The following is a 26,939-nucleotide window of genomic DNA, read 5'->3' as shown; positions in this document are numbered from 1 at the left end:
AGTGACAACATAACGGAGTGCATTATTTCAGGTCTCCTATTGACAACGCCACCAATTTGTTTAAATTCACTGTTTATTTTTCATAATAAACGGGTCACTGAAAATATTTTTTGAAGCAACACCGGCCAGAAAAACTTTCTTCTTCAATATATTCACCATCTCGGGCGCACCGCAGAAATATGTGCGCAGTTTTGTCTTATCCAGTGGCTCTAAAATATGCATAACGAATTGATCCAGTGGGCCGGTATGGAATCCCGGCTTGTCATGCTTCATATTTAAAACACAAGGAATATATGTCAGATTTGCATGTTGCTTCGCTAACTCTGTCAGCATATCAACATGATATAAATCGTTTTCGCTTAAAGCTCCATGCAGGATACGAATTTCACCTTTATGACCTTGCGCCAGTGCATCCAGAACAACACCTTCAATTGGGGCAAGTCCTGTCCCTGTTCCAGCCAGTAATATTGGAAAAGATTGGTCGTTATCGGGTGCTATGTAGAAACAATCACCAGCTGGGCCGCGAATGTGAACTGTGTCACCTGCTTTTGCTTTGTCACAAGCCCAGACACTCATAGTGCCATTGTTTATTCTTCGAATATGTAGCTCTATAAACCCGTCTTGCTCAGGCAGGTTAGCGATGGAATAGCTGCGAATTACAGAGCCGTTTTCGCTCAGGAGGTTGATATATTGCCCTGCACGGCAGGAAAAGTCAGCTGATGGTTTAAGGTGCAAGGCTATAACATTGTGGCAAAGTTGCTCTTTACCAACAATCTCAGCCGGAATGGTTGTATCCGACAAAGAAGGCAGGGAAATACTGAGATCTTTATCGGGGATACATTGACAAGCCAAAAAGAAGTTTTGTGCCTTAAGCGTATCTTTCAGCCCGATTTGTGCCTTGCTTCCGGGATTACCGTCATTTGCCTGCATCAAGCAACTTTGGCAGGCTCCTGCCTTACAAGAGCTCGGCACATCCTGCCCATGGCGCATCAAGCCATCAAGAACGGTTTCGCCATCTTGAAGCTCATACTTACGCCCTTGATAAGAAATATTAACCGCCATGGATATAAGTGTAACCTTAGCGATTTAGCACATCATTACGCGCACCATTAGCAATGGCGGCAACTTCGGCAATATCTGCATCGGCAGCGCCAAGTTCTTTTAATGTGCTGCCCAAATGTTCAATCACAGCATCGACATGTGAATCGTTCAAGCCTTTTGCAATAAGTGGCTTGTGCGCGTCGCGCATATTCTTACCTGTGTAATTATTAGGGCCGCCAAAAACCATGGTCAAGAACGCCTTTTGTTTGGCGATTTGCCTGTCCATATCGGTTCCATCAAAGAAACCGCTGACCTTATCGTCAGCCAGCATTTTACGATAAAAAATATCTACTGCAGCATCTACGGCAGGCTGTCCACCCAGTCGTTCATATAGTGTCGTCATTTATTTCTCCTTGAGGTTTAGATTAGAAAATCTCTCTAAATACAATACAACAATTATTACTCAAGGCCAAGCAAAAATGAGACTTTAAGCTGTCTCAATTCTTCTTCGAACCATCTGCCGAACACAGTCGTTATGCCCAATTTTTTAAAAATGTGGAAGTTAAACGAACTACGGCAAAGCCGTAGATTGATTGGGTGAGCCAACGGGCTAAGTGCAGATAAGAACTATATTTTCAAAGCCTGTGTTGCGAACTGCTGCAAGTGCAAGGCGACAGCGTATGTGGTACAAAAGAAGCATGCAGTGATGGATGGCCGCTTCACCTGCACGACGGTTATAAAGTCAGTATCAGGAAATATATAAGTAGTAACAAACTGGTCAAACCTCATCTCACTCCAAAAGTGAGAACTACAAGATCGGTGAAGTAGTCCACTTATTGCCGCTCGAGCAGACAGTCAATTTGATAATCTGAAGAATTCGCCGATTCGACGGATGGCGCGCGCATAGGCCTCAATAGATTTTGCTTCAAGCCCTTATGCTTCAGGTGCTTTTGAAGTGATTGGTTGTTAAATTTGAAATTTGCGTCAGACAATGCTTCCGTCTTAAGATAACCTCAAAGTTCGTCATGGAACAATGCCCTCGCGAGAGAAAGTTGGGTTATATTTTGACTTCGGTGCTTCAAAATCGCATCCTTACGCTAGTCGCTACGTCTAACACACAATGAAAATTGAAAATAAAAAATTCACGCATTAAATGTGAAACAATTTAACGAGTAAATACTTATGACCGACCGAACAAATCTTCCAGCCAAAACAACCTCTCAAGAAGTTATCGCGCATACAGGCCAAGGCAGCAGCCTTGTTATGCGAGGAATGGCTGCAGTTATGAGTAGTAAAGATCCGTCACTGGCAGAAGACTATGACGCGCTTTATCGCCAAGCACGGAATGCCTATAACTATATTATCGAACTAGGCGATAAAACAGGCTTTGGTATGGTTTGGACACGTAATGATCTTGACGATTTGAAAGATGCCTTGGACGTTTTTCAACGATTGGCGGATAGCCAATATGGCAAAGCCTATTTCCCCTTATCGCTTCTCCACAATGGTGGACGGAGTTTTCCGGTTCACAAGGAACATGCTCAGCATTACGCAAGGCTGGCCTTTGACTGGTGTATAGCAAACCAAAATCAAGATGACCCTGAAATATGGCATGATTTGGGTAGGCTATATTGGCTCGGTGAGGTAGTCGAGGCAGACTATGAGCAAGCACTCTATTGGTATCAGAAGGCGGCAGAAAGGGAACTTGAGCAGGCGCAATATGATCTTGGAGCCATGTACTTCAACGGACAGGGCGTTATACAGGATTATCAACAAGCAATACTATGGTATCTCAAGGCCGCAGAACAAGGACATACGCGAGCACAGTATGCTCTGGGCGCTATGTACTACAGCGGGCAAGGCGTTGCACTTGACTATGAGCAGGCTGTGTTTTGGTATCAGATGGGTGCTGAGCAAGGAAATGCATGGGCGCAACAAGCTTTGGGATATATGGTCGAGAATGGTCAAGGCATCAAGCAGAACTACGAACTGGCTTCGTTTTGGTATCGCAGAGCCGCAGAGCAAGGACTTGCGCGAGCGCAATTCTATTTGGCAGCCATGTACAACAGCGGCCAATTGGATACACAAGATCATGAACCAGCTAAATTCTGGTATATGAAAGCTGCAGAGCAAGGATATGCGCGGGCACAATACGCGCTAGCCGTTATGTACAAAAATGGCCAGGGCGTAATACAGGATTTTCAGCAGGCCACGTTTTGGTATCTAAAAGCTGCCAAGCAAGGGCATGTGCGGGCGCAATATGCAGCAGGAAACACTTTCAGAAAAGGCTTGGGTGCGCACCAGGATTATGAACAGGCTGCACTTTGGTATGAAAAAGCTGCGATACAGGGGCATGCGGAGGCACAATTCTATCTGGGATTCTTGTATGAAAAAGGTCAAGGCGTTCCACAGGATAACGAGCAGGCCGCGTCCTGGTATAACAAAGCTGCTGAGCAGAAGCATGCTACGGCTCAATTAAATTTAGGGTACTTGTACAACAACGGGCTGGGAGTTACCCAAAATGATCAACAAGCTGCATTTTGGTTTCTAAAGGCTGCAGAGCAGGGAGATATGCAAGCGCAATACACGCTAGGCATTATGTATGACAATGGCCAGGGCGTTACACAGGACGATCAGCAGGCGGCATCTTGGTACGGTAAAGCCGCTGAGCAGGGACATACAGAAGCACAATTCAATTTTGGATTCATGTACAGCAAAGGCCGGGGTGTTACACAGGATGACCAGCAGGCTATCTCATGGTATCGCAAGGCTGCACAGCAAGGTGAAGCCAGAGCGTTGGATCAATTGAAGGAACTTGGGGTTAGTAGTAGAGAGAAAATCGACCCCACCGCGTGGGCGAAACTGAACGAATTCACTAGCAATTGGAAAACAACAGAATGAAGCTCACTTTAGAACAGGAGATTACCCGCCTGGTGAGTGAGCAGGTTAAGCTCGCAGAGCAGGTTGTTTCAGCTGAATTGGAACTGGAAACAGCCAAGACAGAAATTGCACAGTTCCAGCGCCGCTATTATGAAATCGTCGGCCGATTCTACGCTCAGTTAGATGAGCTTGACGCGCAGATTGCTAACGAACAGGCGGAGCTATCACCGGGTGATGCGGCTGCTCAAGCCCATGCACAAGCCGCCCAAGATCAGGCTAGAAAGTCGGCTGAAGAAGCGGGTTTAATAGAGGCCCAGCCTCCCCCCCCACTGGTGATTACACCTCAACTTAAACAGGCATTCCGGCGCGCTGCCATGATGATGCACCCCGATCGCGCTTCCACGGAGCCGGAGCGACTGCGCCGCCACGAATTTATGATAAAGGTGAACCTTGCCTACGAGCGCGGTGATCAGCAGGCCATTGAAAATCTGGTACTGGAGTTCATCCAGGATCCTGGGATGCGTGAGACCGATGATCCGGAGGATCGCGAGTTAATTCCTGATCTGGGTGTGGAATTAAGAATGTTGAAAGTTATTCGCCGTACTGGACAGTTACAGCGCCGTATGGACGAAATTCAGGAAGAGTTGTATGAAAAAAAACGATCTGATATTTATAAACTAAAAATCACAATTGAAAGAGCAGAGTTGAAAGGTAGCGATCCTTTGGGCGATTTGGCTGAACAGATACAACAAGATTTGTTTAAGCGAAAAATTCTGTTAGAGGAAATTTCCACGCATAACGTATAACCACACTAATTCACTTGATTTCGCTTTAATTTCTAACAAAACACAACAGCTCCGGCAAAAAAACAATAATAAGTAATAAGTAATTGTCCTGCCCTCTTACTGTACTCTTGGGTTATTGGCATTCTTGTTATGTATAGGGCACCTCTAATTATTAGTTGATAGGAAGTTTAATAATTATAACCAAGCCTGATACCTCTCCATTCTTGGCAGAGATCATTCCGTTATGTAATCGAACTGCACGCTCGGCGATCGTTAACCCAATGCCATATCCGCTTGAATCAACGTCATCTCGCGAACGAATTTTATAAAATGGCTCAAATAGCTGCTCTAAAGCCTCGCTCGGTACACCTGGTCCAAAATCTCGTACTGTAATTGTCAAATAATCTTTATCTGCCGTGTGCTTTTCCACGGATACTTCTATATTAGAATTTTTAGGCGTAAATTTAACCGCGTTGCGTACAACATTTTCAATCGCACTATGTATTAGTTCCGCATTTATCTCTAAGTAGCAGTCTTCAACAGCAATTAATTGCACACCTTTGTTCTGTTTTACAGCCTCAAAATTAGCATCTTTGACAACCTGTCGCACGATTTCAGTTACATTTTCATTGGCGAGTGCAAGAGTGGATTCACGTTGTTCCATGCGGACCAGTTCTAATATTTGACCAATGAGATGATTTAATCTTTGAGTTTCGTATTCAATACGATCATGTTCATTTTTACTTGCACCTTTGGATTTTGTTCTTGCAAGCTCAAGTGCAACCAGCAAACGTGCCAAAGGTGTACGCAACTCATGTGATACATCTCGAAGCATACGTTGTTGTGAAGACATTAAAGATTCTAGCCGCGAAGCCATTTGATCAAAGTCTTTGCCCAGGCCGCCTAGTTCATCTTTACGTGGGCTGACTGTTGAAGTCACTCGAACAGATAGATCACCTTCACTCAATTTTTTTGTAGCAGCACGTACTCTTTGAATGGGTGTAACCAGATATGAAGATAAAAGGTAGCTAATAAGCCCAGTAACAAATAAAGATACTGTTATTAGCAGGGTATACATTTCAAGCGGTGGGCCTAATGGCCCACGTTTCCCGAATCGACTCAGTTTCTTATTTTTAGAATCTGGCCCACGCGTGAGCATTTGGCTTACAAATATATAACGATTACCTGTTTCTGTTTCATATTTTAATGCCCCTGTCCGTACAGGGCTCGGTACGAATTTATAGTTATCTTCTATATCTTCAAAAACTAATGCACGTTGCACACTGTACGGGTATGTTTTATTTGTTAATTCATTATTTTCAATGTCGAATAAAAATTCATTGACACCATAAGCATCATGAACCTCATCGAAATATTTTCTTAAACCTATATTCCCCTCTTCTTCATATACTTTAATTGCTCTAGCGGCATTTTTTTCTAATACGACTGGTCCCAGTGGCCTACGATCTTCAAAATTAATAATATAATTTGTAAGAAATGCAGTGATTAAAACAATTAATAATAGTGCAAGCCAAAATGCGAAAAATATCTTCCAGAATAGACTATGAATATTGATCACTTTAAACATTATTCTTGCTCTAGGACGAACTGATAACCGACATTCCGGATCGTTTTGATATGTTGTATTTCACTATTACGGTTAAGCACCTTACGGATATTGCTGACATGCATATCAATACTGCGATCAAATGAATCAAGTTTCCGGTCAAGAACTTTTTCTGTTAAATCTTCCTTAGTAATAACTTTACCCGCATGTCGCATGAGTTGCTCTAGCACACTAAATTGTGTACTCGTGAGCTCTATTAGCTTGCCGTTGACAGTAATGGTGCGTGTGCCGGTATTTAGAGTAACCTGACCAGCATTGATAACCTCGGGTTGCTCAGTGTTAGATAATTGAGTGCGGCGAAGCACCGCTCTAATTCTTGCCAATAATTCACGTGGGTTACATGGTTTAGATAAATAATCATCAGCCCCCAGCTCTAATCCAACAATACGGTCAATATCTTCTCCCCGTGCCGTAAGCATAATGATAGGCACATTGGATTGCGGGCGTACTTTTTTTAGAACTTCAATCCCATTTGGTGGCGGCATCATAATATCGAGCACCACCACATCGTGACGAGCTGCTTGCATAGCTTCGATACCTGCTTTCCCGTCATGAGCAAACGTGACTTCCATATCTTCGATCTTAAAGAATTCCTTCAATAGTAGACAAAATTCTTTATCGTCATCAATTAATAAAATAGTTGTCATGGACTCGCACTTTCATTTTTACACTTATGTATATATAAACAGGTTCTATAGTAACCAATGAATTCAAAAATTCATCGATATTTGTTCATCTTTACAAATATTTACTTACACTTACTTATATTTACTTATCCATACGTACTCTTTACAGAGTAGTTCTTAATATAGCAACCACGCTAATCAAATTGATTAACGCTTATTTTAAATAATCAATATAAAGGAAAAAATCATGAGAAAGTTAATTCCAAGTTTACTAATAGCATCTGTCCTCGGGCTAGGAGCAGCATCCGCTTTAGCTTGTCCAGATGGTGATGGAGGTTCACACTTTGATCGCATGACCAAAAAGCTTGAACTCACTACCGAACAAGAAGCTCAGTTTCGCGGAATCATGAAGGCAAAGCATGAAAGCATGAAAAGCTATCATGAAGAGCAACGTGCGAAAACGCTTAGCCAACTCAGTACGGTATTAACTAAAGAGCAACTTGCCAAGTTTGAAGAAATGTCGGAACGCAGATCCCACCATAAAGAAAAAAAATACTCCGACCGACAAAAATGAATTATTTATCGTTAATTGAACTAGTCTCAATCTGATCTGGAAGTGCAGTTGTAAAAGTGAGCGTTACCGAGTTTGATATGGGTGTTGAATCCGTCATCATACTTAAAGAAAGGTAACGCTCATATTCCATACTGGCAACCCAATCATTAAACATAAGGCAGGATTGCTCAATCTTGCTTCGTATCTTCAAAACGTCTCTAAAGCCTGCAAAATTATGGCCATCGCGAGAGATGCTTTAAAAACTCCTTCAAATCCAAACAAAATTTTTTATCGTTTTCCATTAATCAAATTGCAGTCATGGGCTAACTTTTTCATATTGACACTTATGGATATATGTAAGTGCCCTACAGTTCCTATAGTTACTAATAAATTGAAATAGTTATCGACATTTACATGTCTTTACAAAGCGTTACTTATATTTACTTATCTCTACGTACTCTTTACAGAGAAGTACTTAATATGGCACTCACGTTAATCAAACAGATTAACGCTTATATTAAATAATCAATGCAAAGGAAAAAGTCATGAAAAAATTAATTCCAACTTTACTAATAATATCTGTCCTCGGACTAGGAGCAGCATCCGTTTCAGCTCGTCAAGGTGGAGAAGGTGGTCCACACTGCGATCGCATATCCAAAAAGCTTGAACTCACTACCGAACAAGAAACTCAGTTCCGTGGAATCATGAAGGCAAAACATGAAAGCATGAAAAGCTATCATGAAGAGCAACGTGCGAAAACGCTTAGCCAACTCAGTACGGTATTAACTGAAGAGCAACTCGCAAAGTATGAAGAAATGTCAGAACGCCGATTTCGCCACAAAGAAAAAAAATAGACCGGCCGACAAAAATGAATTACTTATCGTTATGTTCGGATTAATGTTTTTTAGTCAATAACAAATGCTGAGACTCTTATAGCCATGAGGGTCTCTAAATTTTCTGCGGCCTCTATGACACAAGAAGAACGCGAGCATTTCGTCATCTATCTGCAAAAAACGTATAGGCGGCATTCGACAGCAATCAGGCAGAAGTTCAGATAAAAACAGACACTAATTCTGCAACCAATTAGGAGACCACCATGTTCCAAACAACAGCAGTTATGATATTGGCAACACTTATGAGCTGGTCAGTTGCACCACCCGCTGATGCAGCACCTGATGATCATCGAGGGGCTCAGAAGGGCCACAAACCTTCAAAAGCCCTACCTAAAGGTCATTCTCATCAAGTTGCTCACAGGAGCAAGCCATATTTCTCCCATAATGGCCGGTTTTACCGTTATGTAAACGGATCTTATGTAACAATCAGCGCGCCTATTGGAGCATTCATCGCTGCACTTCCAGGCGGTTATGTCTCCTTTGGCTTCGGTGCGAATCGATACTTCCAATACGGTGATGACTATTATCGACATGCACCTAACGGGTACGTCGTGATCACGAATCCTAATGAGGTGCATACTGATCCCGGCAGCTTAGGTTCCAATCAATTAATCGTCTATCCAGCTGCTGGGCAGAGCGAACAGCAAACAATCAGCGACAAGTATGAGTGCCATGAGTGGGCCGTTAGCGATGCTAACTATAACCCCACAGTACAAGATTACCAACGCGCAATGGGCGCATGCCTTGAAGCGCGAGGATACTTTGTGAAATAGGTGATTACAAAATCTTGGCGTGGAATTTAGAATGTTGAAAGTCATTCGCCGATCAATAGTCATTCTATTGACCAAAAAACGGAGGGGCCTGCACTGGCCAAGCGGATTTGCAGCTGATTTCCTTTAAGTCCGACAGGCAGCTAGCTGCTTAATTGTTGCACATTCGCTTAGCGATGGGCACGTAAAGGCTGCACCGCTCCGCAGTCTGCACCCATCCATCGACCGTCAGTGTAGGCGCGTTCATTAACAGGGTTGCCCTGAACAACACCTTTGAATTCAGTTCGGCCTGTAAAACTCTCTGGGCTTGTAAAAATCCCCTCGGTTACTCCATTCCCCTTAAGGATAGCGCCCTCACAAATAAGATTTATTTTGTAGTCTTTTCCTGTTTGAGTCACATCTTTAATATCACATCCATATTGATTTTGACTCAAAAAAGTTGGAATTTTTTGCTTGGCCATTTCCTGGGTAATGCAAACTTCAGATGTCGCTGCTCCATTACTGATCTTTGGCATATCCAATCCGTATTGTTTAGCCAAGTTTGTCAAAGTTTGCATTTGATCCGCCGGAATTCTGGGCACTAGCGCCAATAGGTCTGATTTCGTCGTCATTTCCCATAATCCCGGACGCATATTAAATTCCGCCGAGTTTGCAGTAGATACCGTGAACAAAAATGATATTGAAAGTAGCGTTTTACGCATAGAATCTCCTGAACGTGATTGATAATTCATGGCTCAATGTTGAGTCAAGTTGAGTGAGTTTATATTGTTTATATTATAGACTTTCGATCATATAGGCTGGACAGAACCTCTCGCCACAAACCAGAAGAATCGTATTCGTAAGCATTTCTTCATCTAATATGATACAACCAAGTAAAGTTTGAAGTTGGAATGAGTAGTCACTGTGCAGTTGGGCAGCTTGACTGGCCGATAAGTTCAAATATATTGAACCAGATCAATAAGCACGGGTGAAGTATGTGTTCCGGTGATCAATCGGTAGTTTAGATTCAACATAACGCGCTACCCTCGCTTGGGGAAAAATCCCGTTAGCTGATGGACGGAATGCACCTGCCCTGCCCCGTCTGTAGACGACAAAGTAGAAAACAGGAGGATTTGGCGATAGCAGTAACGCAAAATAAGGAGCGGGTGATCAAGCTTTGCTCAAAAAATCGTTGAAATGTTCAGAAATATTGAAACCACTATTTGCTCGATGGTTCCTTCTTTCCCTGTTGATTGCCCATCTACGCAGCACGGGATACTATCCGCAGCTAAAGCAAAATCGCATCAATAACAAAAAATATGTCAAACGCATTCTTCGATCGCCCAATTCTCAATTCTCCCTACGATTTAAGAGGAAGTACGTCGTGACCAATAAATTAAGTGCTGAGGAAAGTTGTGGATCGGTCTGGCATAGATGGGATCCACACATCCATACTCCCGGCACTATCCTAAATGACCAGTACGGTGGTGCTGACCCCTGGCAAACGTTCCTTAGCCAAGTTGAATCTTCGCAACCACAGATTCGTGCGCTTGGTATTACCGACTATTTGTCAATTGAGCAGTATGAACAAGCTTTGTTTCATAAGAATTCGGGACGTATTGCAAATGTTGGTCTCATTTTTCCAAATGTGGAGATGCGTTTTGGCATCGAAACTTCTAAGGGATCAGGTGTAAATGTCCACCTACTCTTTTCTCCAGATACACCAGATCATGTCGAGCAAATAAAGCGAATTCTAGAACGGCTTAATTTCCGCTACTTGCATGAGAGTTACCGTTGTTGCCGAGCCGACCTCATAAGTCTTGGACGCAAACATCAACCACAGGCCGAAGATGATCAGGCAGCACTCGCTGTAGGAGTAAACCAATTCAAGGTTAGCTTCGAGCAATTGCAGGCAGTATGGGAGAGCAGTGAGTGGATCAGGAAAAACTGCCTTGTCGCTGTTGCAGCGGGTGAACGTGACGGCACATCTGGTCTTCGTGACAGTAGTGACTCATTTTCCGCTCTTCGAAAGAGTATTGAGGCCTTTGCGCATATCATTTTCTCTTCAAACGCTTCTCAAATTGAGTTTTGGTTGGGACGGCGAAGCGCTACCCTAGAAGATCTAGAATCCAAATGGGGCGGTATGAAGCCTTGTCTACACGGCTCTGATGCCCACGTAATGGGGCGAGTTGGCGTGCCAGATGCTCAGCGTCTATGCTGGATTAAAGGCGACCTGACATTTGAGTCACTGCGACAAGCATGCATTGAGCCGGAAAGCCGTGTGCACATCGGCGCACAATCTCCGCGTGGATCCTTGGCGGGGCACACCATACAATCTGTGCGTGTGTCAAACGCTCTTTGGATGATCCCAGCAAACATACCTCTTAATCCGGGGCTTATCGCAATTATTGGGGCAAGAGGATCAGGTAAAACCGCCCTTGCTGATTTGATTGCTGCGGGTGGATTTGCAGTCAGTTCAAGACTAAACCCAAAGTCATTTGTTGTTAGGGCCAGAGAACACCTTGGCGATAGCCGATCAGAACTTTCATGGGAGCATGGTGAGATTACTGGGAATGATCTCAAGCAAATTGATGTTGAAGACTTGTTGGACACACCAAGAGTCCAATACTTGTCTCAACAGTTCGTGGAGAACTTGTGCTCAGCTGAAGGCCTTGCGAATTCATTAGTCGAAGAAATTGAGAGAGTAATTTTCAATGCCCACCCAGTCGATGAGCGGGAAGGTGCGAGTTCCTTCAACGACCTTTACGTGCTCCAGTCTGCCGCAGCAGTGGAGTGCAGAACTCGCCATGAGCAGGAGTTTGTATCGGCATCCAGTGCTCTAACTCAGGAACGTCATTTGAAGCAAGAACTGCCCTTACTCATGAAACAACGAGCTGAATTAGCAAAGCAGATTGGGCAGGATCAAAAGGACAGAGGGGTATTAATCGGCAAGGGGCAAGACGCAAGAGCAAGGCGTCACGAAGAACTCGTTGATGCGCTCGAAATGCGTCGCCGGGGACTCGAAGTTGCTCAGGCACGATTACGTACATTGAATGCGCTCTTAGAGGACGTATTAGACATAAAGGTACGCCAAGCGCCTGCTTGGCTTGCAGAGCTGCAAAATGTTCGATCTGATGCGGCGCTTGAACAGTCCGAGTGGGATCAGTTCAAACTCGCTTTCGTCGGTGATGTAGACCTGATCCTTCATAACCATAGCAAGAAAGCTGAGGACGAGTGCAAACGTATTGCCGGAACAGTACCTACATCCACAGAGCCAGAAGTAGGCTTTGATCCCAACGTGCAATTGATCGCAGACAATGCCAACCTCTCCGAGGTAACTATCGCGTTGCTTCAGCAAGAAGTAGCACGGCTTGGCAAGTTGATTGGCATGGATGCACAGAACGCGAAACGATTCGCTGCCTTGAATGAAAAGATATCCAAGGCGAATAAAACATTGGAAAAATTTGACGCAAAAATCGCTAAAGCGAATAATTCTGACCGCCGAATTCAAGAGCTAATTCAACTCAGACTGGATGCATATGCCGGTGTCTTTGGTGCCATAGTTGACCTGGAGACCCAGCTAAAACTTCTCTATGCTCCGCTCGCTAAGCAGCTAAGCAGCTCATCTGGGACACTAGGGAAGCTAGGTTTTGCAGTTAGGCGCCAGGTTGATATTGAGCAATGGGCAGCAAAAGGTGAAGCACTTCTCGACTTGCGCCGAATTGGCCCGTTCAAGGGGCGTGGCGCACTTCTCGATACCGCAACGAAAATATTGTTTGGTCCATGGCAAAGCGGCAGTCCGAGAGATGTCTCTGCCGCCATAATGGAGTTCATCCAAGAAAACGAGGCATCACTCAGGGCTCACAAGCCTGAGGCTGAAGACAATCGCGAATGGGTTTCGTCTGTGTCTAAGTGGCTACACAGCACCAACCACATCGAAATTGCGTATGGTGTTCAATACGACGGCGTGGATATTGAGCTACTGTCGCCCGGCACGCGTGGAATTGTTCTATTGCTCCTCTATCTCGCAATTGACGAAGAGGATGATCGACCACTGATCATCGATCAGCCAGAGGAAAACTTGGATCCGCAGTCAATTTTCGATGAGTTGGTTAGCCGATTTAGACTCGCCAAAAACCGACGTCAGATTATCATCGTGACGCACAACGCAAATCTCGTCGTGAATACTGACGCAGATCAAGTTATTGTCGCAACAGCAGGACAGCATCGTCCCGGTGAGTTGCCACAGATCACCTATGAGTCTGGTGGATTGGAGAATCCTCATATCCGTAAACGAGTATGCGACATCCTTGAAGGTGGAGAGCGCGCCTTTAGAGCTAGAGCAAAGCGACTGCGTCTTGGCATCAATGAATCACCTGTTCAACAAGTTGCAGTAAGTTGCAGTTCCAAGTAGCTTATGAACTTCCTTATCGCCGATACCTTCTTCTACAGCCTCACCAAATTCACCGGCAACGAGCTGAAGATCGTCCAGACAACGGACTCTGATTGGAGCGAAAATGAATGAAATACGCCAATTCCTGATCTACCTAAGCAAAGACGGTCGCACCAAGATTGATGTGATGCCGGATGCCGAAACCCTGTGGCCGAATCAGAAGTAACTTACTGAGTTATTCGGCAAGGTCAAGGGCACGATCAGCAAGCACATCAAATACATCTTTGAAGATGGCGAAATAGATGAAAATTCAGCTGTTCGGTGATTCCGAACAACTTCCGCTGACGGCAAGCAGTTCGAGGCTACGCAGTAGGCATGATAGAGCTACCTGCAAGTGGGATTTATATTCTGTCACGCTTCACATCATTGACTTCCTAGACCCGCTGCTCGTGCTTCTGCTTCCAATCCACGCCATCGTACAGGACATTCTCACCTTTTTTTCGTGCTGGTATTCAATATCGACGCTGTTAGAGTTTTGTGCCGTTTCAAGTGGCTTTGATTATTAGCTGGCATGCACAACGAGATTAAGCCAGATTTCGGTCAAATAGGTCCACGGGCTGGCCTCTGTGTTTGGAGTCGCGATAGATAATATGACGAGCTAACTGCCAGCTTTCTTCGCCACGGCCGAATGCCCACACTCGAGCATCAATAAGCTTTATTGTTGACGCTACCTGAAAAAAAACCTACATTTGATCCCGCCAAATACGAAACATTAACAATACCGAGGGACCACCATGCCCACCAGCATCGAATCAGCTTTGCATGAAAACCGCATTTTTCAGCCTGCCAATGCATTTGTCGAACAGGCTAATGTTTCTGGTATGGCGGCCTACCAAGCTCTGTGCAGCGAGGCGGCACAAAATTACGAAGGATTTTGGGCACGGCTAGCACGCGAGCATATCGTTTGGAACAAATCATTCAATACGGTGTTAGATGAGAGTCGGGCGCCGTTTTACGAGTGGTTCGCGGATGGCGAATTGAATGTTTCTTATAATTGTCTGGATAGGCATCTGGCGACGCAACCTGAAAAAATCGCGCTGATTTTTGAAACGGATGACGGACAGGTGACCAGGATTTCTTACCGCGAGTTACACGCCCGTGTGTGCCAGTTTGCCAATGCGCTGAAGTCACGCAACATTCGGAAAGGCGACCGTGTAGTTATCTATATGCCCATGAGCATTGAGGTAGTGGTGGCAATGCAGGCATGCGCGCGTATTGGTGCAATCCATTCGGTCGTTTTTGGTGGTTTTTCTTCAAAAAGCCTGAATGAGCGCATTGAAAATGCACAAGCATGTGCTGTCATTACCGCCGATGCACAGCTGCGCGGCGGTAAAACGATACCGCTTAAGTCCGCTGTAGATGCAGCGCTCGGCATGGGCGGTTGCGATTCAGTGCATAGCGTAATTGTTTATAAACGCGCGGGATATGAAGTGCAGTGGAATGAGAAGCATGATTTGTGGTGGCATGATGTGATCGCCGACCACCCATTTACATGCGAGCCGGAATGGGTGGGTGCGGAGCATCCATTATTTATTTTGTATACATCAGGTTCTACGGGAAAGCCCAAAGGGGTGCAGCATTCCAGCGGCGGCTATTTGCTTGGCACCATAGTTACCATGCAATGGGTATTTGACTATAAGCCTGATGATGTTTTTTGGTGTACCGCTGACGTGGGTTGGGTGACTGGCCACAGCTATGTGGCATATGGCCCGCTGGCAGTGGGTGCGACGCAAGTGATATTTGAGGGCGTGCCCACTTGGCCCGATGCCGGGCGTTTCTGGAAGATGATTCAAGATCATCAAGTCACCACTTTTTACACTGCGCCCACCGCCATCCGCTCGCTGATTAAACTAGGTGGCGAATTACCGAAACAATACAATCTTTCCAGTCTGCGTCTGCTTGGTAGCGTGGGCGAGCCGATTAATCCGGATGCATGGATGTGGTATTACACCGTAGTCGGTCAGTCGCGCTGCCCGATTGTGGACACCTGGTGGCAGACCGAAACTGGCTGCCACATGATTGCACCTCTGCCGGGAGCAATGGCAACAAGACCTGGTTCCTGCTCCTTGCCGTTGCCCGGAATAATGGCCGCTATCGTTAACGAAGCAGGTGACGAAGTGCATGACCAACATGGCGGTTTTCTCGTCATCAAACGTTCTTTCCCCTCTCAAATCCGTACCATATGGGGCGATGATGAACGCTATCGCAAAGGCTACTTTCCAGATGAAATGAAAGGTGCTTACTTGGCGGGCGATTCAGCTCACCGAAACGAAGACGGTTATTTCTGGATATTGGGGCGCATTGACGATGTATTGAAGGTATCCGGCCACCGCTTAGGGACGATGGAAATAGAATCCGCGCTGGCGTCAAATTCGCTGGTGGCAGAAGCCGCTATAGTCGGAAAGCCGCATGATATAAAAGGAGAGGCTATAGTGGCATTTGTGGTGTTAAAAGGTTCGCGGCCGGAGGATGCCACTACCGCAAAACAAATTTCTGAAAGCTTGCGTGATTGGGTCAGCAAGGAACTCGGGCCAATTGCCAAGCCGGACGAAATTCGCTTCGGTGATAATCTGCCCAAGACGCGCTCCGGCAAGATCATGCGTCGCCTGTTGCGCGCTATAGCCAAGGGTGAAGAGATAACGCAGGATATTTCGACGCTGGAAAATCCGGCGATTCTTGAACAACTAAAGGAAGTTATTCAATAAACCAGTAGGTTAAGCCAGCAGTGCAATGGATATGAATTCATTTGGTGCTGCTAAGTTTGTCAAAATACAGTGCTGTACGAGCCATGCGTTCCATGGCATGTACCGAAAGTGTAGCGCCGGTAATACCGTCAATTTTCCGATCAAGACTGTTTCCAGTACTTAGAGAAACACCACTGAATTGCTTCAAAAAAGATGGAAAGCGCACTTCCATTCCCCTATGCTCACGATAAATTAAAACCTTAGCCTTTTCGATGCGACCATTTTTTACGACAAAGCCTGCGGTAATTGGATCGGTTTTACCTATCTCTTCTAAAATCCATAACGTTCGTAAACCATCAGTCCAATATCGTTGACGCAATTTTCTGGGTGCATGGCCGAGGATGCGAGAAACCTCAGACTGCATCTCCTTGGTTAGCAATATTAATTTTACTTTCGGTTTTGCCTTAAATTGTTCATTAACAAAATTTTCCGGTTGTTGGTAAACGTGTTCTAAGGCTTGTGCCAAGCTTGAAAATAGTATGAGCAAGAAAGCGATAAATAAAATCAGGGGCGAAATGGACAATTTTGGCATTTTGAAGGATCAATTTTTCCGTTAAAGCAATGTTCCAGTGACTGTGCAAGACAACTTGCAGATCGACGGCAAGCAATAAAAGGTACACCTCGAGTTTGCGCCATATTACGAAAATGGCGCATCACATTATGTCCCAGAAAATCCGTGAATAATATCAAAAGTTCCGTATTCTTGGGTAATCCTTGTGGTTTTCGCTGATGTGACACATGTCGACCAGTGATATGCTGGGTGATATTTATATTCCAATCAGAAAGCAGCTTTGGAATATTTCCCAAACGATCCGCACCTATTAGCATTGCATTCATGTTTTCCTCTTCGTGATTGATTGCTACAAATTGACTGGCTAAATTTGCTGATTATTTCCAAGTGAGTGGACAATATGGCCACCGGCTAAGATGGTATGCATTTAAATTTTATGTGCTCTATAGCAACAACTGATCAAATGATAATGATTATCATTTTTAATGTCAATATATTTGATAATAATTATCATTAATAATAACGATAGCAAGGCAGTAGTGCCAAGATTGTGTGATTACAACCAAGTTCCACACTTAATATGAGGTTTGCTGGAAACGAGCATGTTTTGGATGTGGCCACGGGTACAGGTTCGGTTGCGCTGGCTTGTGCACAGCGGCTGGGCGCAGGACATGTGACGGCCATTGATTTATCTGATGGAATGTTGGCAAAAGCCAAGGTCAAAGCTCAGGCCCAGCAGTTAAGCAATCTCGAATTTCACTGCCGGGATATGGAGGATTCGACTTTTACCGTCGATTCATTTGATGCTGCTTGTTGCGGCTTTGGCATATTCTTCCTGCCTGATATGGAGGCCGGACTCAAGTCCATCGCCAAGCATGTTAAACCCGGCGGCGCTATTGGAATCTCAAGTTTTACAGGTGCGGTTATGGAACCCCTGTCGCAAAAATTCATCGAACGCATTCTAACTTATGGGGTTGCTATACCATCCCTATCCTGGAAGCGACTGGATAGTGCAGAGAAAATCCGCACTTTGTATCAATCAGCGGGACTGGAACAATTGTATATACACACACATCATGTTGGATATCATCTTGCCAGGTTTGAAGAGTGGTGGGATATTTTATGGTATAGCGGCTTCCGTGGCTTATTGAATCAGCTTTCTTCCTCTGATTTAGCACGCTTCCGTCCAGCACATCAGGAAGAGATTGAACTGCTTGCCGATGAGCAAGGCATTTGGTTAAACGTTGAAATCCTCATCAGCGTTGGCTATAAGCCTGTTTAGTCAACATGTCCCCTCTTCCGAGAGATACTTTCATGGACTCATTGCGCGACCCTATTGTTCGCGACCTTGCGTGGGCTATCGGTTCGCCTGGTTTGCTGGATGAAACTTGGCCCGCTTATACCGGACGCGTGGTGGAAGATGTCTGGTGTCGCGCGCAATTAAAAACATGTGCCCAGTGGCTAATTGCTTTGGACATTGAGCCTCGCAGCCTGCATGATTTTATTGCCCAGCGTCCAACACGTCGCCTCGGCCACTATTTTGAATCACTCATTGCGTTCTTTTTAGCGTACATACCTGATACACAAATCATCGCCACCAATTTGCAGGTTCAAAACGCGCAACGCACCTTGGGAGAATATGATTTTTTATTTCGCGATGCCGATGGAAATATTTGTCATTGGGAAGCCGCCGTCAAGTTCTATTTGCAAGCTGAACCGCTGTCCGAACAACACGCATTCATAGGCCGTGCCGTGTGCGACCGGCTCGATATTAAACTGGATCGCGTATTCCAATACCAACTTCAATTAGGCCACACACCCGCCGGACGCGCAGCTCTGCCAAATGGGGTAGTGCTGAAGAAAACACAGGCCTTCATCAAAGGCTATTTGTTCTATCCTGTAACTCAAGCAGGAAAGTATTTTATTCCCATCACACCCATCCCCGGCGTATCAGACAACCATTTGTCCGGCTGGTGGATACACCATCCAGTTGGCTCACTACCGCAAACAACACCAACTAGCTGCTGGATTATCCTGTCGCGCATACGTTTTTTGGCTCCCGTGCGCTTGGAAGCGGAAGCAAGCGTAATGGGGCAGGCTGAGATATGCGCTGCACTCAATGCGCATTTCGCAGTTTCCAGAGAGTCTGTGCATGTGATCGAACTGCAGCGTGATATGAATAATAGCTGGCGCGAAGCAACACGCGGATTTGTGATGTGCAGCAAATGGCCAATCATCGACATATGAAGTAAGCTGAAAAGCTGGTCACCAACATTCGGTTAAGTTTAGAAAGAGAGGTGTCACAAAACAGCAAAGCCGGTGCGTTGCAAGCAACCGATGCCCGAGTAATTAATAGCCTTTGTTAAAAAGGGTGCCATGGCATTTTGGGCAAGGCGGGACATGCCCTGTTTTCTTGAGCTGCATTTGCTGCCCGCACGCCTGGCAGGTCAATGTGCCAGCGGATGTAATCTCGCCTGTTTTGTACGTAAGTGTCTCTTTTGTTTTACTACTCAGGGAACGCAACGCATTACCGGTCATTTCCAGCACGGTTGCGAGGGAAGAAAGTGCTCCTGCGCCCACTCGAGCCGGGTGAAATCGTTCTTTGGCCTCTTCGCCAAGTTTCTGGGCATCCAATATGGTCTGATCCAGGTCGCGGGCAAGGTATTGCTTCATTTCTTCCCCGCGTTCAGCGCTGAACTCCCCAAGTGAAGCCAGATGCTCGTTGGCTTTATCGAGCGCCACTGACATTGACTCACGCCCACGTTCCTTTCCTGCCAAATAAAATTCATTGAATTTACTTGCAAGCTTGTCGTACTGTTCTGTCAGCTTGCTCTTGTCTTGATCATTGCTTTCCATGGTGAATCTCCTGTAAACGCAGCATAGAAGGCAATGCTGCAATACCTAACGAAGCGGTAGAAAAAGTACCTTTATAGCCGCATCTTGCCGTGAACCATAACAAATATCAAGATCAAACGAAATGTAAAATTTAGAACGAAATTCGAACGCGGAATTTCGGGGGTATATCTATTCAGATTGCAGGATTCAGTGTGCTACTTAGCTAGTGCCCCTGAATACACGTGTAAGAGTGTTAGAGCTGATCCCGAAGTTTCTTTAGCGACCTATAAAAATAGAAATTTCTCGAGCAGCCGCTTTGCGGATGGTCTGCTTACCTTTTTTCGTAACAACACAGTGTTACTCAATATAATTTATCGCCTTCGTATCAAGACTATGCTGTGCTCACTTCCCATGTCATTTACCTTGTATTGCATCATGATTGATTCAGAAATTCGGCCTCTCAGGATCACATCTCGTTTGAAATTTGATACTCCTTCAAATTTATTACGAATTGGATAAGGTTTAAGCCTTGCATTTATCTCACTATTTCAATACAATTACGAATCATTATCACTTGTATTATTATTTATAATTAAGCGTAATCAACTTAGACATAGCTCCACTAAGGTGTATACGATGTTTAGCGAACTTGGAGTTCAATTCGAACCTAGGCAAAAGCTGGTGTTGCTGACCAACCAAACCTCTTGAGCGATCTGATCATCGCGGATTTATACAAGCGGTAACCCATATTTCATGCGCTTTGTAGCCGGATACTACCGAAATTATTGCGCCACATTAATTCAACTTAATGATTTTGTTTGATTTTCAACAAAGCACCAGTGGTAATTTATTAATTTTAATTTGGAGAAACCATGAGTTATACCAGTAACATCAAATGCATCCCTACCTTGGTGCAAAAAAATGCCGACATCCAAACCCGATGCAATCATCGCCAAAATAAGCTCGCCATCGCTATGAATAGCGCGTTATTCAGCTTTGGAGTAGCCACTATTTCTTTGTCGGGTGTCGCAGTAGCGCAGGGTAATGAGCCTGTCGAGGAAAATGCACAAACATCTAAATCAAACCCTAAGAAAATTAATAGAGAAACTATGCTGCCAGAAATAGTGGTCTCTGCAAATGAAAGTCCTACTAGATATACAATAAAGAGTACAAGCACTGCAACCAAGACAAACACTCCTCTGCTTAATACGCCGCAATCTATATCTGTGGTGACACAGGCTATGATCAAAGATCAGGCCATACAGAGCATGGCAGATACCGTGCGCTATGTCCCGGGCATGGGGATTTCACAAGGGGAAGGGAATCGGGATGCGCTGGTTTTCCGGGGCAACCGCTCTACGGGAGACTATTTTGTTTCTGGTATACGGGATGATGTGCAGTATTTTCGCGATCTCTACAACATAGAAAGAGTTGAAGTACTTAAAGGCCCAAATGGAATGATCTTTGGTCGAGGTGGCTCTGGGGGCGTAATAAACCGGGTGGTTAAAGAAGCGGGTTGGAACCCGATACGCGAACTTTCGGTACAAGCGGGTTCGTTTGATACCAAGCGCGTGGCACTGGACGTTGGCCAAGGCATGAATGAAGTTGCCGCTGTCCGTCTTAATACCATGTATGAAAACTCGGGTAGTTTCCGTGATGGCGTAGATTTGAAACGATATGGAATTAATCCTACCGTCACGCTTATGCCGAGTGATAATACCAAAGTCGTGCTCAATGCAGAATATTTCAAGGATGAGCGTACAGCCGATCGAGGTATACCTTCCTTAAATGGTCGTCCTATCGATACCAAGAGATCAACATTTTTTGGCGATCCTGATCGAAGCAATGCTGACACCGAGCTTAAGGCCGTCAATGGGCTTATCGAACATAAATTTAATAATGAAGTAATGATTCGTAACCGCACTCGCTATGCTACACAAGATAAATTTTATGAGAACGTTTACCCAAGTGCCGGAGTCACTGCTGCATCCACTGTAGCTATTAGTGCTTATAACAATACAACAAAGCGCGATAACTTTTTTAACCAGACTGACCTGTTGTTTTCGCTGGACACAGGTGGAATTAAACACGATATGGTAGTTGGTGTCGAAATAGGTCATCAGGATACGGATAGCACTCGGAATACTGGATATTTCAACAATTCAGCCACGACGGTTAACGTGCCTATTAACAACCCTCTTACTACTGTTCCCCTCACATACAAGCTATCGGCTACAGACGGTGACAATAATAGCGTCACAAAACAAACCTCGCTTTATGTGCAAGACCAGATCAAGTTATTGCCTAAATTACAAGCTATTCTAGGAGTGCGTTACGATAGAATCGAGGTGGATTTTATTAATAAAAACCCCGCTAATCCTCTTGCATTAAATGTCAAAGATAATTTTTTCTCACCAAGAGCCGGATTGGTTTACAAGCCAATTGATGAAGTATCAATTTATACCAGTTATAGTTTGTCATACGTGCCCAGAGCAGGTGAACAGCTTACTTCGCTATCAGTAACCAATGCGGCGCTTGAACCTGAAAAATTCAAAAATGTGGAAGTTGGAGCCAAGTGGGATATTCATCCTGACTTGGCTTTGACAACTGCCCTGTTTAAGCTGGATCGTACCAATGTGATTATTCCAGATCCGAACAATGCAGCCATCTCTGTTTTAGGTGGTGGCCAGCGTAATAAAGGCTTTGAGTTAGGTTTGGCAGGTCGTATTACACCGGCTTGGAGCGTCATGGGAGGTTACACTTATCAAGATGGTGTCATTACCAACTCTTTATCCTCTACCGCCCAAAAAGGGGCAGTCTTGGCCGAGCTTCCAAAGAACACATTCTCATTGTGGAACCGGTATGACATCGATCCGACATGGGGTGTTGGGCTGGGGGTTATAAATCGTGGCTCTATGTTCACTTCAACTGACAATACCGTTCGCTTGGGAAGCTTTACTCGCGTGGATGCAGCTGTGTATGCCAAAATCAATAAAAATCTGCGTGCACAGTTAAACATCGAAAACCTGTTTGATAAAAATTATTACGCTTCCGCTCACAATAACAACAATATCTCACCAGGATCGCCCATTGCTGCAAGAGTTTCATTAATTGCTAACTTCTAGATTATCCAGATAGTAAACAGTTGCATCAGCCCCGCCTAAAAGGCGGGGCTTCAGCTTGTCCTTGGTATAGAGATTCCTATGTAATGTCCTGATTACATCAGGGAGTGGTTATTAGCAAAATGGCAATCCCCTGATTCTCCACTATTCGATTGCACGAACAAAGCAAGATCGCTCCCCTCGTCTGAGGTTATGTTGCTCCCGAGACTCGAACGTACCATTAACCCCTACGACTCCCGATAGCGCTTGCTGCGCTTTCGTTTCCTTATACGCAACAGTCGATGACCTCCCTCACCACAGCAGAATAGCCGAGTAACTCTCCAGTCTGAGGCGTAAAGATGGCCGCACCATAGATGTGCGCAAGCGCACTTGGACGTAGCATGATTTAATTGCAATTATCAAGCTTAAGCAATCAATTTATCACCTATAGTGATCAAAAAAATAGAAATGAAACTGCGCTTATCAGCGGCTACGCTTGAAATTGCAAGATACAATTCGAAATTGTCGTGGTGACCGAGCGGTTCAAGGTTGACGCTCCACGCTCTTGTGTGCCTGCGGAGGGACGATTCGGCCAACCGAATACAATGCGTATGTCGTGAATTTGCCAGAGGCGTTGTGAATGAAAAAAATAGTCCTGACTTATGGCACGTTCGACCTATTCCACACAGGTCATCTCAGCCTTTTGAACCGTCTGAAGGCCTTGGGAGACGAACTCGTCGTCGGCGTCACCACTGATGAATTCAATGCACTCAGGGGCAAGCAAACTATTTTCGACTTCGAGAACCGCATACAAATCATCCGTAACCTGAAGTGTGTCAATCTGGCGATCGCCCTACAGAATGGCGAGCAGAAGGCAGACGACATCCGCCGTTACGGCGTTTCTATTTTTGGTATGGGCAACGACTGGGAGGGACGATTCGACGATCTCAGGGTTTATTGCGAGGTGATATATCTGCCACGAACCGAGAATATATCGAGTACCTATATCAAGAAATTGCTCGAAGTATTGAATCGTACTCCCATCAGCGATATCAAACAGGCACTGGATCCGACTAAATCCTTTGTCGGGCCTTTCGACAAGCAAATCGTGCGCAAGGACAATCGCTAACCGGATGAATTGTGCCCGCTGGCTCTCCAGATTTCAGTGCGGAGACAGCGGAGACGATATGCGTCTAAGGTCAACCGTTTTATTCCCAACGCTACCTAGGTTTCGAGCATGCCGCCACTGTAGATAGAAGCTTGATCTGCAGTGGGTAGAGCAGGCCTCAACGATGCATGCCTTGCTTTTCAATAAAACCGGTGGCTTGGGCGCGTAGGTGTTGATATCTTCACATTGAAAAACGCATTACGTCCCGTTGTCTCGATGCGGTTCAGGATATCCGGTGGCCAGGTGGAAACCTGGCCACCGGGCAGTTTTTCATTAAGACAGGTGTATTTGGCGGCGATACGTTCAGACAACTTCCCGCGTAATTCAGCGAAGTTGCGACTGATACTGTGACATATGGCTTCGCCTTCAGGAATGGCCCTCAGGTAGTGTGGTCTGGCCCCCGGGATTTCCAGTAGGCGCAGGCTGCCCTCGGGCGTGAGTTCATGGAAGTACAGCAAATTGCAGTGGTTCATCGGGTCGAGGCGATAGGCGTACATTTCCAGGCCGCGGGAACTGACCAGCAGGCAATAGGTGTCATTGTAGACGGCGATCGTGCGAGCAATGTCCAACTCCAGGCTGTCTGGCTGGTTGGCCATGAAGTTCTGGGAGTAGACTTGCGATTGCCCGCTCGTCAGCAAGCTTTTGCCAGCAAATGGAAAATGATCGTGGTGCTCGATTCCCAGTATGTCGAGACAGGTGGCGCGGATGTCGATGGTGCTGGCCAAGCGGTTGTCCACTCCCGCGTTTTTGCCGCCAGACCAGATCGCAAAAGGTGTCCAGACCATGTTCGCGTAAGGCTCGAGTCCGTGCACCATGCCGCCCTTAAAGCCGTGACCCCATAAATCGTCGCCATGATCGCCATAGACGACGACCAGGGTATCGGTAAGAGCTCCCTTGCCCTGCAGCTGCCGAAGCAGTTCGCCGATCATTTCATCCGCCTTTCGGTAGGCGTTCTGAAGCCGATGGGTCAGGCTGCTGGCTTGGTAGGCATAGACTCCGCTGTGTTCGATATGACTGATCAGATTCCAGAAAAAAACCGCGAATGGCCTTTCGTCGCTCATGCGGTTCATTTCAGCCATCACCGCCTCTGGGTCGGCCGAATCGAACGGGACCGAGATTGACTTGGGCCAGACGCTGAATTTCGCGGGAACTTGATCGTGGTACAGGTTCAGACAGGCCAATCCGGGGTGGTAACCATGTGTCTTGAGGATCGCGAACAGATGATCGCAGTTGCCTGCCGCCACGGCATCACTGTATGCGGCAAATTGATCCAGCTCGAAGTCGTTGCCGTGGAAGAGATAAGTCTGGACCATCCGGGTCGAGGTTGCAGCAGAGAAATAGTTCTCATAGCGTAGCGACTCACTGAGCAGGCGGTCGAGGTTAGGGAAGCATTGCCGATGTATCGCCAGCGTCAGTTGGGAGATGCTTTCCAGATGCAGGATCAGCAGATTCTTCATCATTGTTCTCGGTGTTTAGGTGTGCATCGGTAATGAGGCGGCTGGGTCGCCTTCAACGTGAAGGCCGGGACGCAAACCCAGTAACATCCATTCATTCAGCCTATAATTGTAGGGTAGCTGAGTTCCTGGCCGTTGACCAGAAAAAACGCCCACTTATGATATCCGACAGGCTGCTAGCACATCGATTTCCTAGACTCGACGCGTAACTGCCGATCATATGTTCAACCGGAAGCGAACAGTTGCATGTCGGGAAGCAAAGGTCACTTCAGGGTCGATGGCCGCACAGTCGAGGCAAACACAGATGCAATTCTTTCCCGAATTTAATTGGTTGACGAAAAAAGAGTGAGCAAAATGGTTTGTAACAACATTAACTCGCTAATACCATGATTTAGAAAATATTTTTTTGGATGCTTTGCTGGTTGCTAAAGAAAATCTATGATGAAGGCTTCATTTCATTCAATCTAACCGGGCTAAGCTGTTTCCAGCAGCGGTTAATTCCTTTATGCTTGCGCACTGCATTTTTGCATTTGAATTAAAGGGAATTCTTATGAAATATTTTCTTAGCGCTTTGTTGATAGTCTCTAGCGGATTGGCACTTGCCGATGATTTTGACGCAGTGGAGGCCAAGCTGAAAGTAGCAATGGCAGCACAAGTCAGAACCGATGCTGAAAAAGAGCGTGACTCCAACCGTCGCCCGATCGATACGCTTAAGTTTTTCGGTCTCAGGGATAACATGAAGATTGTTGAGTTGATTCCCGGTGGCGGCTGGTACACCAAATTGTTGGCACCCGTTGTCCATGACAACGGTAAATATTACGCTGCGTTCGGTACAGATAATATTTCCAAGTCCGTCATCACTGAACCCGGGTTTAAGGATGTGCAGATTGTCGCCACAGACTCGAAGATGTACAAACCGAAAGGTGCCCGCCTTTATACCCTTGAGACTACTGGTCTGGGTGTAAATAATGTGGACATGGTGCTGACATTTCGTAATTATCACAATTTTGATTTAGCAGGTCGTACGGCTATGAACAAGGCTTCTTTTGATGCCTTGAAATCCGGTGGAGTTTACGCTGTCGTTGACCACACACGACGCCACATGGAAGGCGATACGCCTGAAAATAAACGTCGGACTGATCCAGTGTTAGCCATTCGTGAAATTCAGTCTGCCGGGTTCAAATTTGTAGATTTTTCAGACCTGCACTATCGGGCTGATGATGAACTTCGCTATGAGGTCGGCCGTAAAACAGTAACCGGCAACACTGACCGCTGGACCTTGAAATTCGTCAAGCCTTGAAATTGGGCAACATCACTTAATAAACACAAGCATCATCCCCGCGAGAGCGGGGATTTTTAATGCTTTCGTGATGCTCAAGCAATAAATTCTACTAACCATTCACCAACCCAGCCGCGATACTCCCCACTGATATCGGCATCATTAGCGGCGAATCTACGCAGCCGCCGAGAATCGCCACAGCGCGCGGATCTCCTCTGTGAAATGCCGCAGACGTAATTC

Annotated in this window: 21 protein-coding genes and 1 pseudogene; 13 read left to right on the top strand and 9 right to left on the bottom strand. The window is 45.6% G+C overall.

Annotated elements, in window-relative coordinates; all coding sequences use genetic code 11:
* Window positions 1-66 precede the first annotated feature (66 nt).
* Together MJ769_RS09850 and MJ769_RS09845 are read right to left on the bottom strand one after the other, a co-directional pair.
* Complete coding sequence (locus MJ769_RS09850) at window positions 67-1,062, bottom strand: FAD-binding oxidoreductase (RefSeq protein ID WP_239236847.1); 996 nt, start codon at window positions 1,060-1,062, stop codon at window positions 67-69.
* A 16-nt stretch (window positions 1,063-1,078) separates the two neighbouring features.
* A complete protein-coding gene (locus tag MJ769_RS09845) occupies window positions 1,079-1,444 on the bottom strand; it encodes a group I truncated hemoglobin (protein ID WP_239236846.1) in 366 nt (121 codons plus the stop codon).
* A gap of 779 nt (window positions 1,445-2,223) precedes the next feature.
* Between MJ769_RS09845 and MJ769_RS09840 the strand changes: the two genes are divergently transcribed.
* Window positions 2,224-3,942: an SEL1-like repeat protein gene (locus tag MJ769_RS09840; RefSeq protein ID WP_239236845.1), complete on the top strand. Its 1,719-nt coding sequence runs from the start codon at window positions 2,224-2,226 to the stop codon at window positions 3,940-3,942.
* Window positions 3,939-4,727 carry a J domain-containing protein gene (locus MJ769_RS09835; RefSeq protein WP_239236844.1) on the top strand — a complete coding sequence of 263 codons (789 nt, stop codon included), beginning with the start codon at window positions 3,939-3,941 and terminating at the stop codon, window positions 4,725-4,727. The genes MJ769_RS09840 and MJ769_RS09835 overlap by 4 nt, the downstream gene beginning before the upstream one ends.
* 151 nt (window positions 4,728-4,878) lie before the next feature.
* Here the strand turns inward: MJ769_RS09835 and MJ769_RS09830 are convergent, their stop codons facing one another.
* Together MJ769_RS09830 and MJ769_RS09825 are read right to left on the bottom strand one after the other, a co-directional pair.
* Window positions 4,879-6,294, bottom strand: a complete 1,416-nt coding sequence (locus MJ769_RS09830; protein WP_239236843.1) for an ATP-binding protein — start codon at window positions 6,292-6,294, stop codon at window positions 4,879-4,881.
* A complete protein-coding gene (locus MJ769_RS09825) occupies window positions 6,294-6,980 on the bottom strand; it encodes a response regulator transcription factor (RefSeq protein WP_239236842.1) in 687 nt (228 codons plus the stop codon). Before MJ769_RS09825 ends, MJ769_RS09830 begins: the two co-directional genes overlap by 1 nt.
* A 226-nt stretch (window positions 6,981-7,206) precedes the next feature.
* Between MJ769_RS09825 and MJ769_RS09820 the strand changes: the two genes are divergently transcribed.
* From MJ769_RS09820 to MJ769_RS09805, 4 genes and pseudogenes are all read left to right on the top strand, one after another.
* A complete protein-coding gene (locus MJ769_RS09820) occupies window positions 7,207-7,533 on the top strand; it encodes a Spy/CpxP family protein refolding chaperone (protein ID WP_239236841.1) in 327 nt (108 codons plus the stop codon).
* Between the two features lie 121 nt (window positions 7,534-7,654).
* Window positions 7,655-7,765, top strand: a pseudogene (locus MJ769_RS09815) (IS481 family transposase); the annotation flags it as partial.
* A gap of 292 nt (window positions 7,766-8,057) precedes the next feature.
* Complete coding sequence (locus MJ769_RS09810; RefSeq protein ID WP_239236840.1) at window positions 8,058-8,366, top strand: Spy/CpxP family protein refolding chaperone; 309 nt, start codon at window positions 8,058-8,060, stop codon at window positions 8,364-8,366.
* A 242-nt stretch (window positions 8,367-8,608) separates the two neighbouring features.
* Window positions 8,609-9,178 (top strand): DUF6515 family protein, encoded by a 570-nt coding sequence (locus MJ769_RS09805; protein ID WP_239236839.1) that lies wholly within the window; start codon window positions 8,609-8,611, stop codon window positions 9,176-9,178.
* 167 nt (window positions 9,179-9,345) lie between these two features.
* Here MJ769_RS09805 and MJ769_RS09800 read toward each other — a convergent pair whose 3' ends face one another.
* Complete coding sequence (locus MJ769_RS09800) at window positions 9,346-9,876, bottom strand: DUF3617 domain-containing protein (RefSeq protein ID WP_239236838.1); 531 nt, start codon at window positions 9,874-9,876, stop codon at window positions 9,346-9,348.
* A gap of 662 nt (window positions 9,877-10,538) precedes the next feature.
* On the opposite strand from MJ769_RS09800, the gene MJ769_RS09795 reads away from it, so the two are divergent.
* Together MJ769_RS09795 and acs are read left to right on the top strand one after the other, a co-directional pair.
* Complete coding sequence (locus MJ769_RS09795; protein WP_239236837.1) at window positions 10,539-13,568, top strand: TrlF family AAA-like ATPase; 3,030 nt, start codon at window positions 10,539-10,541, stop codon at window positions 13,566-13,568.
* Window positions 13,569-14,341: 773 nt separating this feature from the next.
* Window positions 14,342-16,312, top strand: a complete 1,971-nt coding sequence (gene acs / locus MJ769_RS09790; RefSeq protein ID WP_239236836.1) for an acetate--CoA ligase — start codon at window positions 14,342-14,344, stop codon at window positions 16,310-16,312.
* 37 nt (window positions 16,313-16,349) lie between these two features.
* Here acs and MJ769_RS09785 read toward each other — a convergent pair whose 3' ends face one another.
* Both MJ769_RS09785 and MJ769_RS09780 read right to left on the bottom strand, forming a co-directional pair.
* Window positions 16,350-16,883 (bottom strand): FMN-binding protein, encoded by a 534-nt coding sequence (locus tag MJ769_RS09785; protein ID WP_239236835.1) that lies wholly within the window; start codon window positions 16,881-16,883, stop codon window positions 16,350-16,352.
* Entirely contained in the window at window positions 16,856-17,188 is a 333-nt protein-coding gene (locus tag MJ769_RS09780) for a DUF2325 domain-containing protein (RefSeq protein ID WP_239236834.1), read from the bottom strand. Before MJ769_RS09780 ends, MJ769_RS09785 begins: the two co-directional genes overlap by 28 nt.
* A gap of 254 nt (window positions 17,189-17,442) precedes the next feature.
* Here MJ769_RS09780 and MJ769_RS09775 point away from each other — a divergent pair, with 254 nt between their 5' ends.
* Both MJ769_RS09775 and MJ769_RS09770 read left to right on the top strand, forming a co-directional pair.
* Window positions 17,443-18,144, top strand: coding sequence for a class I SAM-dependent methyltransferase (locus MJ769_RS09775; RefSeq protein WP_239236833.1), 702 nt, complete (start codon window positions 17,443-17,445; stop codon window positions 18,142-18,144).
* A 32-nt stretch (window positions 18,145-18,176) separates the two neighbouring features.
* Complete coding sequence (locus MJ769_RS09770; RefSeq protein WP_239236832.1) at window positions 18,177-19,109, top strand: DUF1853 family protein; 933 nt, start codon at window positions 18,177-18,179, stop codon at window positions 19,107-19,109.
* Between the two features lie 102 nt (window positions 19,110-19,211).
* Here the strand turns inward: MJ769_RS09770 and MJ769_RS09765 are convergent, their stop codons facing one another.
* Window positions 19,212-19,718, bottom strand: a complete 507-nt coding sequence (locus MJ769_RS09765; RefSeq protein ID WP_239236831.1) for a zinc ribbon-containing protein — start codon at window positions 19,716-19,718, stop codon at window positions 19,212-19,214.
* A gap of 851 nt (window positions 19,719-20,569) precedes the next feature.
* Between MJ769_RS09765 and MJ769_RS09760 the strand changes: the two genes are divergently transcribed.
* Window positions 20,570-22,822, top strand: a complete 2,253-nt coding sequence (locus MJ769_RS09760; protein ID WP_239236830.1) for a TonB-dependent receptor — start codon at window positions 20,570-20,572, stop codon at window positions 22,820-22,822.
* Between the two features lie 616 nt (window positions 22,823-23,438).
* Entirely contained in the window at window positions 23,439-23,927 is a 489-nt protein-coding gene (locus MJ769_RS09755; protein ID WP_239236829.1) for an adenylyltransferase/cytidyltransferase family protein, read from the top strand.
* Between the two features lie 179 nt (window positions 23,928-24,106).
* Here MJ769_RS09755 and MJ769_RS09750 read toward each other — a convergent pair whose 3' ends face one another.
* Window positions 24,107-25,426: a sulfatase-like hydrolase/transferase gene (locus MJ769_RS09750; RefSeq protein ID WP_239236828.1), complete on the bottom strand. Its 1,320-nt coding sequence runs from the start codon at window positions 25,424-25,426 to the stop codon at window positions 24,107-24,109.
* A 544-nt stretch (window positions 25,427-25,970) separates the two neighbouring features.
* Between MJ769_RS09750 and MJ769_RS09745 the strand changes: the two genes are divergently transcribed.
* The gene (locus MJ769_RS09745) at window positions 25,971-26,720 is read left to right on the top strand and encodes a class I SAM-dependent methyltransferase (protein ID WP_239236827.1); all 750 of its coding nucleotides are present in this window, start codon (window positions 25,971-25,973) and stop codon (window positions 26,718-26,720) included.
* The last annotated feature ends 219 nt before the right edge of the window (window positions 26,721-26,939 follow it).

The organism is Candidatus Nitrotoga sp. BS (assembly GCF_927797785.1).
Taxonomy (GTDB): domain Bacteria; phylum Pseudomonadota; class Gammaproteobacteria; order Burkholderiales; family Gallionellaceae; genus Nitrotoga.
Note: the sequence above shows the minus strand (reverse complement) of the source record. Positions and strands in the feature narration are given on the sequence as shown.

Bases quoted from the DNA above. Each gene is read 5' to 3' on its own strand.
- MJ769_RS09850 (WP_239236847.1), bottom strand. From the start codon at position 1,062: ATGGCGGTTAATATTTCTTATCAAGGGCGTAAGTATGAGCTTCAAGAT.
- MJ769_RS09845 (WP_239236846.1), bottom strand. From the start codon at position 1,444: ATGACGACACTATATGAACGACTGGGTGGACAGCCTGCCGTAGATGCT.
- MJ769_RS09840 (WP_239236845.1), top strand. From the start codon at position 2,224: ATGACCGACCGAACAAATCTTCCAGCCAAAACAACCTCTCAAGAAGTT.
- MJ769_RS09835 (WP_239236844.1), top strand. From the start codon at position 3,939: ATGAAGCTCACTTTAGAACAGGAGATTACCCGCCTGGTGAGTGAGCAG.
- MJ769_RS09830 (WP_239236843.1), bottom strand. From the start codon at position 6,294: ATGTTTAAAGTGATCAATATTCATAGTCTATTCTGGAAGATATTTTTC.
- MJ769_RS09825 (WP_239236842.1), bottom strand. From the start codon at position 6,980: ATGACAACTATTTTATTAATTGATGACGATAAAGAATTTTGTCTACTA.
- MJ769_RS09820 (WP_239236841.1), top strand. From the start codon at position 7,207: ATGAGAAAGTTAATTCCAAGTTTACTAATAGCATCTGTCCTCGGGCTA.
- MJ769_RS09810 (WP_239236840.1), top strand. From the start codon at position 8,058: ATGAAAAAATTAATTCCAACTTTACTAATAATATCTGTCCTCGGACTA.
- MJ769_RS09805 (WP_239236839.1), top strand. From the start codon at position 8,609: ATGTTCCAAACAACAGCAGTTATGATATTGGCAACACTTATGAGCTGG.
- MJ769_RS09800 (WP_239236838.1), bottom strand. From the start codon at position 9,876: ATGCGTAAAACGCTACTTTCAATATCATTTTTGTTCACGGTATCTACT.
- acs (WP_239236836.1), top strand. From the start codon at position 14,342: ATGCCCACCAGCATCGAATCAGCTTTGCATGAAAACCGCATTTTTCAG.
- MJ769_RS09785 (WP_239236835.1), bottom strand. From the start codon at position 16,883: ATGCCAAAATTGTCCATTTCGCCCCTGATTTTATTTATCGCTTTCTTG.
- MJ769_RS09780 (WP_239236834.1), bottom strand. From the start codon at position 17,188: ATGAATGCAATGCTAATAGGTGCGGATCGTTTGGGAAATATTCCAAAG.
- MJ769_RS09775 (WP_239236833.1), top strand. From the start codon at position 17,443: ATGAGGTTTGCTGGAAACGAGCATGTTTTGGATGTGGCCACGGGTACA.
- MJ769_RS09770 (WP_239236832.1), top strand. From the start codon at position 18,177: ATGGACTCATTGCGCGACCCTATTGTTCGCGACCTTGCGTGGGCTATC.
- MJ769_RS09765 (WP_239236831.1), bottom strand. From the start codon at position 19,718: ATGGAAAGCAATGATCAAGACAAGAGCAAGCTGACAGAACAGTACGAC.
- MJ769_RS09760 (WP_239236830.1), top strand. From the start codon at position 20,570: ATGAGTTATACCAGTAACATCAAATGCATCCCTACCTTGGTGCAAAAA.
- MJ769_RS09755 (WP_239236829.1), top strand. From the start codon at position 23,439: ATGAAAAAAATAGTCCTGACTTATGGCACGTTCGACCTATTCCACACA.
- MJ769_RS09750 (WP_239236828.1), bottom strand. From the start codon at position 25,426: ATGATGAAGAATCTGCTGATCCTGCATCTGGAAAGCATCTCCCAACTG.
- MJ769_RS09745 (WP_239236827.1), top strand. From the start codon at position 25,971: ATGAAATATTTTCTTAGCGCTTTGTTGATAGTCTCTAGCGGATTGGCA.